Source organism: Pseudomonas sp. B21-041 (assembly GCF_024748675.1).
GTDB classification, from domain to species: Bacteria; Pseudomonadota; Gammaproteobacteria; order Pseudomonadales; family Pseudomonadaceae; genus Aquipseudomonas; species Aquipseudomonas neuropathica.
Window position 1 is genome coordinate 4,456,229 of sequence record NZ_CP087175.1, and the last position, 14,377, is coordinate 4,470,605.

The window sequence follows — 14,377 nt, forward strand, 5'->3', positions numbered from 1 at the left end:
TACGGCCAGTACTTGCAAATCATTCAAGTCAAACTATAAGCCCGTTCAAATCCAGCACTTCCTTACGTCAAACCTAGTTTGGTTGTAGTCCGTTTCCTCATTAATTGTAGGATTAATCCGATATCGTGACTGAAGCCATGTCACTTCATGCGAGTGCTCATTCAACTGAGCTAAGGTGCGCGCTTTATTCGTGCTTGCATGGGATTTGATTATGAACTCCGTTTTTATTGTCGACGATCACCCGGTCATCCGTCTCGCCGTTCGAATGCTGCTGGAGCATGAAGGTTACAAGGTCGTCGGTGAAACCGATAACGGAGTCGATGCCATGCAAATGGTGCGCGAGTGCATGCCCGATCTGGTCATTCTCGATGTGAGCATCCCCAAGCTGGATGGCCTCGAAGTACTGGCTCGCTTCAATGCCATGGGTTCCCCGTTAAAGATCCTGATCCTGACGGCACAGTGTCCGACGCTGTTCGGCATTCGCTGCATGCAATCCGGCGCATCGGGTTATGTCTGTAAACAGGAAGACTTGAGTGAACTGGTCAGTGCGATCAAAGCGGTACTGTCCGGTTACAACTACTTCCCCAGCCAGGCATTGAATCCGGTGCGCAGCGACGATATCCGTTTTGCCGAACTTGAATTATTCAAATCTGTTAATGATCGTGAGTTGATGGTCTTGCAACTTTTCGCCCAGGGTCGCACTAACAAGGAAATAGCCAAGGGCATGTTTCTAAGTAATAAGACCGTCAGCACCTACAAAAAACGTCTGATGCAAAAACTCAAGGCCAAATCCCTTGTAGAACTTATCGAGATGGCCAAACGAAACGCACTCGTGTGAGAGCCCGCATGCCCAGCCGTTTAAAGGACTATTTAATTGCGTTGAGCGCAGGTTTTTACCTGAGCGCCAATGTGTTCGCCATGCCCGGCACCTCACCTGACTATGCCTTGCTCAGCCGGTCGGCGGACGAGCCAGTTCCGGTCACGCTCGAACACTCCCAACGGCAGTGGCTGCTGACACGTAACGAACTGGTCGTGGGCACCTCCGCGCCCGACTACCCGCCTTTTGACATGACGACCAGTGGCAAGGATTACGAAGGTCTGACGGCCGATTACGCCGGGCTCCTCGGCCAGGCCACCGGTCTACCGATCCGGGTGCAGCGCTTTCCCTCTCGGGACGCGGCGATTAGCGCACTGGTCGATGGCCGGATCGACCTGCTCGGTACCGCGAACGGCTTCGAAGCGGGCAATGCCAACCTGGCGCTGTCGATACCCTACGCCGTTGACATGCCGGTGCTGGTTACCCGCGAGGACGAAACCCGCTCACTCACCGAAGGCCTGGCCGGGCTGCGATTGAGCATGGTCTATCACTATCTGCCGTTGCCCGAAGTCAAAGCGCTGTACCCCAAAGCGCTCATCACCTGCTACCCCTCCTACCAGAATGCAATCAACGCCGTGGCGTTCGATCAGGCCGATGTGTTTCTCGGCGACACGCTTTCAACTCACTACATGATCAACAAGGGTTATCTGAACAACGTGCGCATGGCCAATTTCGGCAAGCAGGAAGCCCAGGGATTCAGCTTCGCCGTGCGCCGCAACAACCCACAACTGCTGGCCATCATCGACACAGTACTAAAAGCTGTGCCGGCCAGTGAGCGTGACAATATTGCCAAGCGCTGGAGCGCTGGCAGTGATCTGCTGCTCACCGACCGGAAACTGCAACTGACCCAGCGCGAAGAAGCGTGGCTCAAACAACATCCGGTAGTCAGTGTGGTGGTCAATGAAGCGTTCGCGCCGCTGACATTTTTTGACAACGACGGTAATTTTCGCGGCATCAGTGCCGACCTGCTCGAGCTGATCCGCCTGCGCACCGGCCTGCGTTTCGAGATCCGTCGCAGCCGCAACGACGCGGAAATGATCCAGCAGATCGACCATCATCAAGCCGATCTGATCGCCGCATTACTGCCGACGGCGGAGCGCGAGAAAACCCTCAACTTCAGTCGTCCCTATCTGGAGAACTCCTACGTTCTACTGACCCGCAAAAGCGCGGATGGTCCGACCAATCTGGGCAAGCTCAAGGGCAAGCGACTGGCGATTGCCCAAGGCAATCCGATGGTCGAGTACCTGCGTCGGGAATATCCGCGCATCCAGTTGATCGAAACGGCAGATACGTTCAGCGCGGTGTCCCAGCTCGCTGAAGGCCATGTCGACGGTGCGGTGAACTCGCTGGTGATTGCCAACTATTTCATTTCTTCGCGAATCTTCAATCAGGCGCTGCAGATCACCACCACGATCGGCACGGGCCAGGCGGCGTTTTCACTGGCGACCGCGCGGGACAACACGGAACTGACGTCGATCATCAACAAGGCGTTGTTGAGCATCGCGCCCGACGAACTGGGGGTGATCAATGGGCGCTGGCGCGGTTACTCCACTGTCTCGCAGAACATCTGGCACAACTACCAACGCCTGTTCTATCAAGTGATCATCGGCGCTTTCCTGTTACTGCTGTTGCTGTTGGTCTGGAACGCTTACATGCGCCACCAGATCAAAAAACGCCAGGCTGCCGAACGAGCGCTGAACGACCAGTTCGAATTCATGCGTTCGCTGGTCGACGGCACACCGCATCCAATTTACGTGCGCGACCGCCAGGGCAGGTTGCAAAGTTGCAATGAGAGCTATCTCGAAGCATTCAATGCCCGCCGCGAGGAAGTCATCGGCAAAAACGTCATCGAGGGCTCCCTGAGCAATGCCTTTGAGGCCCAAGCGTTTCAGGCCGATTACCAGCGTGTCATCGCCGAAGGCACGCCGATGGTCGTCGACCGGCCCCTGCACATCGGCAACCGGCGTCTGACGATCTATCACTGGATACTGCCGTACCGCGACTCCAGCGGTGAGGTGAAAGGCATCATTGGCGGCTGGATCGACATCAGCGAGCGCCGCCAGCTGTTCGACGAGTTGCGTACGGCCAAAGAACGGGCGGATGAGGCCAACCGGGCGAAAAGCACCTTTCTGGCGACCATGAGCCACGAGATCCGCACGCCGATGAACGCGGTGATCGGCATGCTCGAACTGACGCTCAAACGCATGGATCCGCAGCACCCGGATCGCTCATCCATCGACACCGCGTACCACTCGGCCAAGGACTTGCTGGGTTTGATCGGCGACATTCTCGACATCGCACGGATCGAATCCGGGCGTCTGAGTCTTTGTCCGGAACGGGTCAATCTGGTCGATACGGTGACGTCAGTGGCCAGGATCTTCGACGGTCTCGCCCGGCAGAAAAACCTCTCCCTGCAAGTCATCTTCAACCCACCAGATCTGGCCGTCGATGTGCATCTGGACCCACTGCGTTTCAAGCAGGTGCTGTCGAATCTGGTCAGCAATGCGATCAAATTCACCGAACAGGGGCATGTGCGGATCACCCTCGACCTCATGAACACCGATGTACCTGCCCGCGCCCTGATGCAGCTGACCGTACAGGACAGCGGCGTCGGTATCAGTGCCGAGGATCAGCAGCGCTTGTTCGAACCGTTTGCCCAAGCGGAAAACAGCAGCCAGCAAGGCAGAGGTGGTGCCGGCCTGGGGCTGGTGATCAGCCGCAACCTGTGCGAAATGATGGGCGGGCAATTGCAATTGAGCAGCCAGCCTGGCATCGGCACCCAGGTCTGCGTCTCGCTGGCACTGGAAACGCTGCCGATACAGCTGAGCACGGTCAAAAGTGAATCCCCAATCAAGGCATCGCAGACCCCCTTACGCGTTTTGGTGGTGGATGACCATCCCGCCAATCGCCTGCTGATGTGTCAACAACTGGAGTTTCTCGGCCATCACTTCAGCATTGCCGAGAACGGTTGCAGCGGCCTGGAACTGTGGAAGACCGGTCACTTCGATCTGGTGATTGTCGACTGCAACATGCCGTTGATGAATGGCTATGATCTGACCCGCGCCATTCGTCAGCAGGAACTGCAAGCGCGCTGTCCGCCATGCACCGTGCTGGGTTTCACGGCCAATGCGCAGCCCGAAGAAATCCAGCGCTGCAAGCAGGCCGGCATGAACGACTGCCTGTTCAAACCCCTGAGCCTGAGCCTGCTCAGCCAGTGGGTCGATGGCATCACACCGACATCAGCGCCGCCGGCTTTCAACCTGCAAAACCTGAACATGCTGACCGGTGGCAATCCGGCCCAGGCTCGCCGTCTGCTGGCGGAATTGCTCAAAAGCAGCCGTCTCGACCGAGAGGAACTGCTCGCGCTGTCGCCGGAACAGGATCGCGGGGCGCTGGCGGTGGTCGCTCACAAAATCAAGGGCGCGGCACGTATCGCGCAGGCATCGCGCGTAATCGAGTGTTGCGATGCCCTTGAGCAGGCCTGCGCCGAGGCCATGGCGACAGACGAAGTTGCTCGCCGTTGCGAGGCGAGCAACCGCGCCATGCTCGAACTGGAGCAGGCATTACAGCAACAATTGGCGGTGTCGGATCGAAGCACAATGAGCTTGCCTTAACTATGCTTGGCGCTGAGCAGTGAGTTAACCATCATGGAGAGTCCGAAATGCCCAGCCCACTGCGCCCGGAGCAACGCCGGTTTCCGCTGCATGTACACATCAGCGTCATGTTCACATTCCTGTTGCTGCTCACCGGGGTCGTACTGGGCCTGTTCAATTACCACCAGACGACGCAGATCATCCTGTCGAGCAGCGAAAAGCTGTTCGAAAGGATCGAACAAGACGTACGTCTGGACATGTCCGCAACCTATCAGCCGATTCGTCACCTGCTGAGTTTGCTGGCGGATGACCCCGCCACTCAGGCCGCGCGCCTTGAACAACGCTTGCCCTTGCTCCGACCGTTTAGCCAGTCGCTCAACGACAATCCCAATCTGGCATCGCTATATCTGGGTTATGCCAATGGCGATTTCTTCATGGTGCGTCCGCTGCGCAGCGCCGCCATCAAGACATTGCTCAAGGCCCCTGAAGCGGCGGCGTATCAGGTCTGGAGTATCGAACATGACCCGCAGGGCGCGGTGCACTCGCAATCGCTGTTTCTTGACCAGACATTGTCGCTGATCAGCCGTCAGGACAACCCCGACGACAGCTACGATCCGCGTAGCCGCGCGTGGTTCAACCATGCTCGCCAGCAAAACGAACAAATCACCACCGAGCCCTACGTGTTTTTCTCCACGCGCAATGTCGGCACGACGCTGGCCCGACGCAGCGGCGAGAACGCCGTCATCGGTGCTGACCTGACGCTGGTCGCCCTGTCGGCGGCGCTGAGCAAACATGTCGTCACACCCTCCACCGAAATTGCCCTGTTCGATGCTGACGGCAACGCCGTGGCCTATCCCGACAGCGAACGCCTGATCGTCGACAGTAGCGGCGCGCATCTGGCCAAAGCGGCGGATCTGAGTCCGGGCTTGCATGCGCTGTTGTCCGGCGCAGCCGCGGGCAATCGCCTGGAAGCCGATGGTCGCCAGTGGATCGTCGCCCGCAGCAGCATTCAGGAGGGCGGCCCGAAAGGTTTGCAGTTGGCGCTGCTGGTGCCCGAGGACGAGTTATTGATCGATGCCTACCGCCTGCGCTGGCAAGGCGCGCTGATCACCCTCGCGACCCTGCTGCTGTGCTTGCCGCTGGGCTGGGTGATTTCGCGGATATTGGTCAAGCCGTTGCATGCGCTGGTCAAGGAAGCCGACGCGATTCGCAGTTTCGATTTCAACTTTCCTCTGGCCCGCCGCTCGCCGGTGCTTGAAGTCGACCAGTTGAGTGTGTCGATGGCGCGGATGAAAGACACTCTGGCGAGTTTCTTCCGGATTACCGACACCCTCGGCGCCGAAACCCGCTTCGCCCCGCTGCTGCAACGGGTGCTGTTTGAAACGGTGCAGATTGCTCAGGCGCAGGCAGGGCTGATCTATCTGCGTGAAAGCGACAGCAGCCGCATGGAGCCATACGGGCTGGTGATCGATGGTACGTCTCAGGCGTTGGAAGCATTCGACATTCAGGGACACGACCTGCAACAGAACAAAGGGCCGGCGTGGTTTGAACAATTGGTCGGCGCCAACAACGTGGTGAGCAACTTCGGCGTCGATCAGGCCGGCGACTTGCAGAAGGTCTTGCTGGCAATGCAATCGCCCCGCATCCATCTGATCGGCATCCGCCTGCACAACCGCCACGACGAAACCATCGGCCTGCTGATTCTGCTGGTGAGCGACAGCGGCACGGCAGCCGATCTGGAAAAACTGCGCCCTGATCGCATCGCGTTCCTCCAGGCTGTCTCGGGCGCGGCGGCGGTCAGTATCGAGAGCCAACGCCTGCAAGCCCGCCAGAAGCAATTGCTCGACGCCTTCATTCAACTGCTCGCTGGCGCTATCGACGCCAAGAGTCCGTACACCGGCGGCCATTGTCAGCGCGTGCCAGAGTTGACGCTGATGCTCGCCCAAGCGGCAGCGGCAAGCGAGGCGCCGGCGTTCAGTGCCTACCAACCGAGCGAGGATGAATGGGAAGCCTTGCACATTGCCGCGTGGCTGCACGACTGCGGCAAAGTGACGACGCCGGAATATGTGGTCGACAAGGCCACCAAACTGGAAACCATCAACGACCGTATTCATGAAATTCGCACGCGTTTCGAAGTGCTCAAGCGTGATGCCTGGATCAGCTATTGGCAGGCGTGTGCTCTGGGCGGCGATGAGACTGCACTGGCCGAATTGCGCGATGCCACGCTGACGGCGCTGGACGACGATTTTACGTTTGTCGCGCGCTGTAATCTGGGCAGTGAAGCGATGGCAGAGGCGGATCTGCAGCGCCTTGACCATCTGGCGCAACGCACCTGGCTGCGCACCCTTGATGACCGCTTGGGCGTGTCATGGGAAGAGAACCGGCGTCAGGCGCGCACGCCGGCACCGAATCTGCCGGTCAGTGAAAAGCTTTTGGCAGACAAGCCGGAGCACTTGCTTGAACGCGACCCGAACGAGTTGATCCCCGAAGACAATCCATGGGGCTTCAAACTGGATGTACCGCAACACAAATACAATCGCGGCGAGCTGTACAACCTGAGCATCAACCGTGGCACCCTGACCCGCGAAGAGCGTTACATGATCAATCACCACATGGTGCAGACGATCATGATGCTCAGCCACCTGCCCTTCCCCGGCCACCTCGACAGCATTGCCGAAATCGCCGGCGGCCATCATGAAAAAATGGACGGCTCCGGTTACCCGAAACGCCTGAAGCGTGAGGACATGAGCCTGCCCGCGCGGATGATGGCGATTGCCGATATCTTTGAGGCGCTGACCGCAGCCGATCGCCCGTACAAAAAGGCCAAAACGCTGAGCGAGGCCTTGGCGATCATGGCCACCATGTGCCGTGAGGCGCACATCGATGCCCAGCTGTTTGGATTGTTCATCAACGAAGGCGTTTACATGCAGTACGCCGTGCGTTTTCTCGATCCCGGTCAAATCGATAACGTCGATCCGGCCAGCCTGTTGCACAAGGCTGGCCTCACCGCGTGATCAGCAGTCGGTCAGACGCAGGAAAATTGCCGCCAGTTGCTCGATGCCGGCCTGATCCTGCGCGGTAAAACGCGACAGTTTCGGGCTGTCGAGGTCGAGTACACCGATCAGGCGCCCGTCCTTGACCAACGGTACGACCAGTTCGCTGTTCGAGGCGCTGTCGCAGGCGATATGCCCCGGGAACGCGTGTACGTCTTCAACGCGCTGGGTTTGCCGAGTGGCCGCCGCCGCGCCACACACACCACGACCAAACGGAATGCGCACGCAGGCGATCTGCCCCTGGAACGGACCAAGCACCAGTTCTTCGTTGCGGTTGAGGTAAAAACCCGCCCAGTTCAGGTCATCGAGCTGGTTGAACAGAAACGCCGAAAACTGCGCGGCGTTGGCGATAAAATCACGCTCGTCCGCCAGCAGCGATTCCAGTTGTGCGGCCAACATGCCATAGCCTTCGAGGCCCTGGCCGCTTTGTTGCAAATCAATCATGCCTTGTGCTCCAACAATTTCAGTCCCACCCAGTAACGGGCGAATTGGTACGCGCAACGTCCGTTGCGATTACCGCGGCCGGTGGCCCAACGCACCGCAAGGATGTCCAGTGCTTCGTCGCGCTGCCAGCTCAGGCCGGCCTTGGCGGCCAACTGGCCGATCCAGTGTTCGACGACGTTAAGGAAGTGTTCTTGGGTAAACGGATAGAACGACAGCCACAGACCGAAACGGTCCGACAGCGCGATCTTGTCTTCAACGGCTTCGCTGGGATGCAGTTCGCCGTCGACGCGTTTCCAGTTTTCGTTATCGCTCTCCTTTTCCGGCACCAGGTGGCGGCGGTTGGAGGTGGCGTACAGCAATACATTGTCCGGGGCCTGCTCAAGCGAACCGTCGAGGACGCTTTTGAGCACGCGATAATCGCCTTCACCGGATTCGAACGACAAGTCATCGCAAAACAGCACGAAGCGTTGTGGCAGCTTGCCGATCTGCTCGACCACCCGCGGCAGATCCGCCAGATGATCACGCTCGATCTCGATCAGGCGCAGGCCGGCGGCAGCGTGCTCCGCCAGCAAGGCCCGCACCAGCGACGACTTGCCGGTACCGCGCGAACCCCAGAGCAACGCATGGTTGGCCGGCATACCATCGAGAAACTGCTGGGTGTTGCGCCCCAGTTGTTCGAGCTGACGGTCAACGCCGATCAGGTCGGACAGGCGCATGTCGAGGCTGACTTCCAGCGGCATCAGATAGCCGCTGCGCCCGTCGCGTTGCCAGCGCGCCGCCAGACAAGTGCCCCAGTCGATCACCGGCCGTGGTGCCGGCAACAACGGTTCGATACGCGCCAGAACCGACTCGGCGCGTTCAAGAAAAGCATTTAATCGGGAATCCACGTCTTCTCCTCGGGCACGTTCACAGTGATGATGGTGAATCCTGCGACGACACACAGATAAAAATCACCCTACCAAGCCTTGTTACAAGGCGATTCGGGAACCTCGGTATCCATACATGATCGACTATGCTTGAGCAGCGAAGGGAAACGGAAGTGGTTCAACACCCCATGGATATCAAATTCACCCACCGGCTGTCTTACAAGCAAGCCAGGCTTACCGTGCTGGTCGGGTTCATTCTGGGCACGCTGCTCAGCCTGCTGCAAATCGGCATCGATTATGCCAGTGAAGACGCCTCCATCAACCGTGAAATCCTGTCTTTGCTGGAAATCAGCCATAACCCGGCCTCACGGATCGCCTACAACATCGACGCCGAACTGGCGCAGGAACTGACCCTGGGCCTGTTGCGCTCGCCGGCAATCATTTCTGCGCAACTGATCGACAACAACAATACGGTGCTGGCCAGCGTCAAACGCCCGGAACTGCAAAGCGGCTATCGGGTCATCAGCGACTTCCTGTTTGGCGCCAAACGCCAGTTCGAAGACCGTCTGTATCTGGATCATCTGCCCAATGAATCGCTGGGCGTGTTAAGCCTTGAGGTCGACACCTATGCGTTCGGCAGCCGCTTCCTGCGCCGCGCCGAGGTGACCCTGCTCAATGGCTTCGCCCGCAGCCTGATTCTCACCGGCATCCTGTTGGCGCTGTTCTATGTGATGTTGACCAAACCACTGGTGCGGGTCATCCGCGAACTCAGCGGGCGCGACCCGCGCAGCGCCGAGCCGACCACGCTGGAGTGCCCGTCCGGGCACGGCAACGATGAAATCGGCGTGCTGGTCAAAGTCGCCAATCAGCAATTCGAGAACATTGCCACCGAGATCCAGCAGCGACGCAACGCCGAAAACCGTCTGACCGACTACCTCGGACAACTGGAAAACATCGTCTCGGCGCGCACCGCTGAACTCAAGGCGATCAACGCACGGCTGAGCCAGTCCAATCAGGAACTCGAAGTCGCCCGCAGCACCGCCCTGGAAATGGCCGAGGCCCGCTCGGCGTTCCTCGCCAACATGAGCCATGAGATCCGCACGCCGCTCAACGGCCTGCTGGGAATGATCGCGCTGTCACTCGACGGTCCGTTGAATGCCGAACAGCAGCAACAACTGTCGATCGCCCACGACTCGGGCAAAGTGCTGGTCGAATTGCTCAACGATATTCTCGACCTGTCGAAGTTCGATGCCGGGCAACTGGAGCTTGAGCACATCCCGTTCGATCTTGGCTCATTGATCGAAGACACCGCCAACCTGCTGTCGCAGAATGCCGCGCCGAGCGTCGAACTGACCTGCCTGATCGACCCGCACTTCCCGGCACTGGTACTGGGCGATCCGACCCGCGTGCGGCAGATCGTCAGCAATCTGCTGTCCAACGCGCTGAAATTCACCCGCTTCGGCCGGGTGGATGTGCGCTTGTCGACCTACAAGGATGGCGTGCGCATCGAGGTCTGCGACACCGGCATCGGTATCGCCCAGGACGCGCAGCTGAAAATCTTCCAGCCGTTCACTCAAGCGGGCGCCGGCATCACTCGACAATACGGCGGCACCGGGCTGGGTCTGGCGCTGACTTACAACCTCTGCGAAGCCATGCAGGGGCGCCTGACCATCAGCTCCGAGACCGGGTTCGGCAGTCAGTTCTGTGCCGAGCTGCCACTGCCGTGTCATACCCGCGCACTGGTTCCGGCGCCGCTGCACGGGAAAATCCTCGCCATCACCGCTGCCAGCAGTGGACTGGCGGAACTGTTGCAGAGCCTGCTGCCGGTGTGGGGACTTACATATGAGCAGCGCACCATCGATGACTCACTGCTGGGCCTGACGCCGGACGTGGTGATCACCGATTGTCCGGAGTGTCTGTTCGGCTTGCGCCCGACGCTTGGGGCGCCGATTTTGCTGGTAACCGCCTACGGCAGTTTCCTGCCGAGCGAAGAAGCCGCCGCACTCGCGCCTCTGCAGCAACAGGCCCGACCATTGGCGCGAAATGCTCTGTACCAGAACCTGCGACGCACCCTGCAACCGGACGTGGTCGCCGTTAACGATGCGCAACTCGAAACGTCTCCCTCGGTGCGGCGCGGGCGGGTGTTGCTGGTCGAGGACAACCCGGTCAATCAACTGGTGGCCAAAGGCATGCTCGGCAAACTGGGCTGCGAGGTCATCGTCGCCGCCCACGGTGCCGAAGCGCTGGATCAGTTGGAGTATCACGAATTCGATCTGGTGCTGATGGACTGCAACATGCCCGTGATGGATGGCTACGAAGCCAGCCGGCAGATCCGTCAGAGCGGGCGCTGGCCGAGCCTGCCCATCGTCGCTCTGACCGCCAACGCCATGTCCGAGGAACGCGAACGCTGCCGCGCAGCCGGCATGAGCGACTATCTGGCCAAGCCGTTCCGCCGTGAAGAGCTGGCGGCACTGCTCGATCAGTGGATCCCGACTACGCCAGCGCTTTGATCTGTCCCAACAAGTGATCAAGTCCGCTGCGCAGGTCATTGAGACGGTCCAGATCCACCCCGCTGTCGCACAACAATCGGGCCTTGAGCGGCCCGACCTGCTCGCGCAAGGCTTGGCCTGCCGGTGTCAGACTCAAGTGCACTTCGCGCTCGTCACGCGTTGAACGCTGGCGCTGTACCCATTGCAACTGTTCCAGACGCTTGAGCAATGGCGTCAGCGTGCCCGAGTCCAGTGCCAGACGCTCGCCCAACGCCTTAACCGTCGGTTGCTCCGGCGCAGCGTCCTGCCATTCCCACAACACCAGCATCGCCAGGTATTGCGGGTACGTCAGGCCGAGCTGATCGAGCATCGGTTTGTAGGCACGAATCACCGCCCGAGAGGCGGCGTACAGCTTGAAGCACAACTGGTTGTCGAGCTTCAGCGAATCGACCGGCAAGCTGTTCATTTGAGCAGGGCTTCGATCTCGCCGCTCAGCTCCTGCGGCTTGGTGGTCGGGGCAAAACGCTTGACCAGTTTTCCGTCCTTGCCAATCAGGAACTTGGTGAAGTTCCACTTGATGCCCTGGGAGCCAAGCAGGCCCGGCGCGCGTTTTTTCAGCTGCACGAACAGCGGATGCGCGTCTCCACCGTTCACGTCAATCTTCTTGAACAGCGGGAAGCTGACGCCGAAGTTCAGCTCGCAGAACTCACTGATCGCCCCTTCGTTACCCGGCTCCTGCTTGCCGAACTGATTGCACGGAAAGCCCAGGACCACCAGACCCTGATCCTTGTAGGTCTGCCACAGTTCTTCGAGGCCTTTGTACTGTGGGGTGAAACCGCATTTGCTCGCGGTGTTGACTACCAGAACCGCTTTGCCGGCGAAATCGGCCAGGGTCTTTTGCTCACCCTTGATGGTGGTGCACGGAATGTTCAACAGGTTGTCGCTCATGGCGTCGGGCTCCGCAGACAGTCAAGAAAGATCAAACATAGCGAGCAATTAAATTGTGTGCAATTTAATTATCGAATAATAAGGCGACCCGAAGGTCGCCTTCATTCGTTTATGCGCGTGGAACCAGATCCAGGCAAACCGAATTGATGCAATAACGCAAACCAGTCGGCGGCGGGCCGTCCGGGAATACATGACCCAAATGCGCATCGCAGCGCGCGCACTTCACTTCCGTGCGGATCATGCCGTGGCTGATGTCACGGATTTCGGTCATCGCGCTTTCGCCAATCGGCGCGTAGAAGCTCGGCCAGCCGCAGCCGGAATCGAATTTGGTCTTGGAATCGAACAGCGCTTCGTTGCAGCAAACGCAGTGGTAGACACCGTCGGTTTTGGTGTCGTTGTATTTGCCGGAGAACGGGCGCTCGGTCGCACTCAGACGACAAACGTTGTATTGCTCAGGGTCGAGCATCGCACGCCATTCTTCCAGGGTTTTTTCCAACTTTTCCATCATCACACCTCAGCGGCTGAAAAAGCCCGATCTGTACCTTTTCCACGGATCGGGCGGCACGTATGATTGCGCCTCGTCACGCACCAGTCTGGCAGCCAGACCGGGCGCATTCAAACGGATTATGGGAGCCACGGCTCAAGACGTCCGCCTGTGTGAAGACGCAGGAATCCCAGTACGGTTGTCCACCCGCCGCCTGGATCGTTCATTTTCGGGATCACATCGCCATGCAGTTCAGCAAATCGAACAAGCTCGCCAACGTCTGCTACGACATTCGCGGCCCAGTGCTCAAGCACGCCAAACGACTGGAAGAGGAAGGCCAGCGCATCCTCAAGCTGAACATCGGCAACCCGGCGCCGTTTGGTTTCGAAGCGCCGGACGAAATTCTTCAGGATGTGATCCGCAACCTGCCGACCGCGCAAGGCTACAGCGACTCCAAAGGTCTGTTCAGCGCGCGTAAAGCGGTGATGCAGTACTACCAGCAGAAGAATGTTGAAGGTGTCGGCATTGAAGACATCTATCTGGGCAACGGCGTATCCGAACTGATCGTGATGTCGCTGCAAGCGCTGCTCAACAACGGCGACGAAGTGCTGGTGCCCGCCCCGGACTATCCGCTGTGGACTGCCGCCGTCAGCCTCGCCGGCGGTAACGCCGTACATTACCTGTGCGACGAAGGCGCCGACTGGTTCCCGGATCTGGCCGACATCAAAGCCAAGATCACCCCGAACACCAAAGCGATGGTGATCATCAACCCGAACAACCCGACCGGCGCGGTGTATTCGAAGGAAGTGTTGCTGGGCATGCTGGAAATCGCCCGCGCGCATAACCTGGTGGTCTTCTCCGACGAGATCTACGACAAAATTCTGTACGACGATGCCGTGCACATCTGCACCGCGTCGCTAGCCCCGGACTTGCTGTGCCTGACCTTCAACGGTCTGTCGAAGTCCTACCGTGTGGCGGGTTTCCGCTCCGGATGGATCGCCATTTCCGGACCGAAGCACAACGCGCAGAGCTACATCGAAGGCATCGACATGCTGGCCAACATGCGCCTGTGCGCCAACGTGCCAAGCCAGCATGCGATCCAGACCGCATTGGGCGGCTATCAGAGCATCAACGACCTGGTGCTGCCGCAGGGTCGCCTGTTGGAACAGCGTAACCGCACCTGGGAATTGCTTAACGACATTCCAGGCGTGAGCTGCGTCAAGCCGATGGGCGCGCTGTATGCGTTCCCGAAGATCGACCCGAAGGTCTGCCCGATCCATAACGACGAGAAATTCGTCCTCGACCTGCTGCTCTCCGAGAAGCTGCTGGTGGTACAGGGCACGGCGTTCAACTGGCCGTGGCCGGATCACTTCCGCGTGGTCACCCTGCCCCGCGTCGACGATCTGGAAATGGCCATCGGCCGTATCGGCAACTTCCTCAAGTCCTACCGCCAGTAACTGGCCAGCAGTGCGCAACGGCCAAACGTTGCGCACTGTCTGATTCAGCAACACTTCTGCGTTCCGCGTCCGCGCACGCCTTCTACACTTGCGATTCGTACCTTTTACCTGCGTCCAGCTTAATGGCGACGGGTCGCGGCTGGCCGTCATCCCTATCGTTATCTGT

10 protein-coding genes are annotated in these 14,377 nt (G+C 59.1%); 5 read left to right on the top strand and 5 right to left on the bottom strand.

Features of this window, described 5'->3' with window-relative positions; all coding sequences use genetic code 11:
• Nucleotides 1-211: 211 nt before the first annotated feature.
• Genes LOY43_RS19670 through LOY43_RS19680 form a run of 3 tightly spaced genes read left to right on the top strand, consistent with a single transcriptional unit; the run spans nucleotide 212 to nucleotide 7,484 of the window.
• Entirely contained in the window at nucleotides 212-838 is a 627-nt protein-coding gene (locus LOY43_RS19670; protein WP_007908640.1) for a response regulator transcription factor, read from the top strand.
• Nucleotides 839-846: 8 nt separating this feature from the next.
• Nucleotides 847-4,491, top strand: coding sequence for a transporter substrate-binding domain-containing protein (locus LOY43_RS19675; RefSeq protein WP_095125131.1), 3,645 nt, complete (start codon nucleotides 847-849; stop codon nucleotides 4,489-4,491).
• A gap of 47 nt (nucleotides 4,492-4,538) precedes the next feature.
• Nucleotides 4,539-7,484, top strand: a complete 2,946-nt coding sequence (locus LOY43_RS19680) for an HD domain-containing phosphohydrolase (RefSeq protein WP_095125132.1) — start codon at nucleotides 4,539-4,541, stop codon at nucleotides 7,482-7,484.
• On the opposite strand, the gene LOY43_RS19685 is transcribed toward LOY43_RS19680, so the two are convergent.
• On the bottom strand, nucleotides 7,485-7,967 hold the full coding sequence (locus LOY43_RS19685) for a GAF domain-containing protein (RefSeq protein WP_095048447.1): 483 nt from the start codon (nucleotides 7,965-7,967) through the stop codon (nucleotides 7,485-7,487).
• Nucleotides 7,964-8,854 (bottom strand): ATP-binding protein, encoded by an 891-nt coding sequence (locus tag LOY43_RS19690; protein WP_095048448.1) that lies wholly within the window; start codon nucleotides 8,852-8,854, stop codon nucleotides 7,964-7,966. Before LOY43_RS19690 ends, LOY43_RS19685 begins: the two co-directional genes overlap by 4 nt.
• A 167-nt stretch (nucleotides 8,855-9,021) precedes the next feature.
• Between LOY43_RS19690 and LOY43_RS19695 the strand changes: the two genes are divergently transcribed.
• Nucleotides 9,022-11,343: a response regulator gene (locus LOY43_RS19695; RefSeq protein ID WP_095048449.1), complete on the top strand. Its 2,322-nt coding sequence runs from the start codon at nucleotides 9,022-9,024 to the stop codon at nucleotides 11,341-11,343.
• Here LOY43_RS19695 and LOY43_RS19700 read toward each other — a convergent pair.
• From LOY43_RS19700 to msrB, 3 genes are all read right to left on the bottom strand, one after another.
• On the bottom strand, nucleotides 11,327-11,788 hold the full coding sequence (locus LOY43_RS19700; RefSeq protein ID WP_095048450.1) for a MarR family winged helix-turn-helix transcriptional regulator: 462 nt from the start codon (nucleotides 11,786-11,788) through the stop codon (nucleotides 11,327-11,329). The genes LOY43_RS19695 and LOY43_RS19700 overlap by 17 nt on opposite strands.
• Entirely contained in the window at nucleotides 11,785-12,270 is a 486-nt protein-coding gene (locus LOY43_RS19705) for a glutathione peroxidase (protein ID WP_016985485.1), read from the bottom strand. Before LOY43_RS19705 ends, LOY43_RS19700 begins: the two co-directional genes overlap by 4 nt.
• Nucleotides 12,271-12,379: 109 nt before the next feature.
• The gene (gene msrB / locus LOY43_RS19710) at nucleotides 12,380-12,775 is read right to left on the bottom strand and encodes a peptide-methionine (R)-S-oxide reductase MsrB (RefSeq protein ID WP_095048451.1); all 396 of its coding nucleotides are present in this window, start codon (nucleotides 12,773-12,775) and stop codon (nucleotides 12,380-12,382) included.
• Nucleotides 12,776-12,999: 224 nt separating this feature from the next.
• Here msrB and LOY43_RS19715 point away from each other — a divergent pair, with 224 nt between their 5' ends.
• Entirely contained in the window at nucleotides 13,000-14,211 is a 1,212-nt protein-coding gene (locus LOY43_RS19715; protein WP_007908620.1) for a pyridoxal phosphate-dependent aminotransferase, read from the top strand.
• Nucleotides 14,212-14,377: the final 166 nt, after the last annotated feature.

Excerpts from the sequence above, each read along its gene's own strand:
- LOY43_RS19670 (WP_007908640.1), top strand. The coding sequence starts at position 212 with ATGAACTCCGTTTTTATTGTCGACGATCACCCGGTCATCCGTCTCGCC.
- LOY43_RS19675 (WP_095125131.1), top strand. The coding sequence starts at position 847 with ATGCCCAGCCGTTTAAAGGACTATTTAATTGCGTTGAGCGCAGGTTTT.
- LOY43_RS19680 (WP_095125132.1), top strand. The coding sequence starts at position 4,539 with ATGCCCAGCCCACTGCGCCCGGAGCAACGCCGGTTTCCGCTGCATGTA.
- LOY43_RS19685 (WP_095048447.1), bottom strand. The coding sequence starts at position 7,967 with ATGATTGATTTGCAACAAAGCGGCCAGGGCCTCGAAGGCTATGGCATG.
- LOY43_RS19695 (WP_095048449.1), top strand. The coding sequence starts at position 9,022 with ATGGATATCAAATTCACCCACCGGCTGTCTTACAAGCAAGCCAGGCTT.
- LOY43_RS19700 (WP_095048450.1), bottom strand. The coding sequence starts at position 11,788 with ATGAACAGCTTGCCGGTCGATTCGCTGAAGCTCGACAACCAGTTGTGC.
- LOY43_RS19705 (WP_016985485.1), bottom strand. The coding sequence starts at position 12,270 with ATGAGCGACAACCTGTTGAACATTCCGTGCACCACCATCAAGGGTGAG.
- msrB (WP_095048451.1), bottom strand. The coding sequence starts at position 12,775 with ATGGAAAAGTTGGAAAAAACCCTGGAAGAATGGCGTGCGATGCTCGAC.
- LOY43_RS19715 (WP_007908620.1), top strand. The coding sequence starts at position 13,000 with ATGCAGTTCAGCAAATCGAACAAGCTCGCCAACGTCTGCTACGACATT.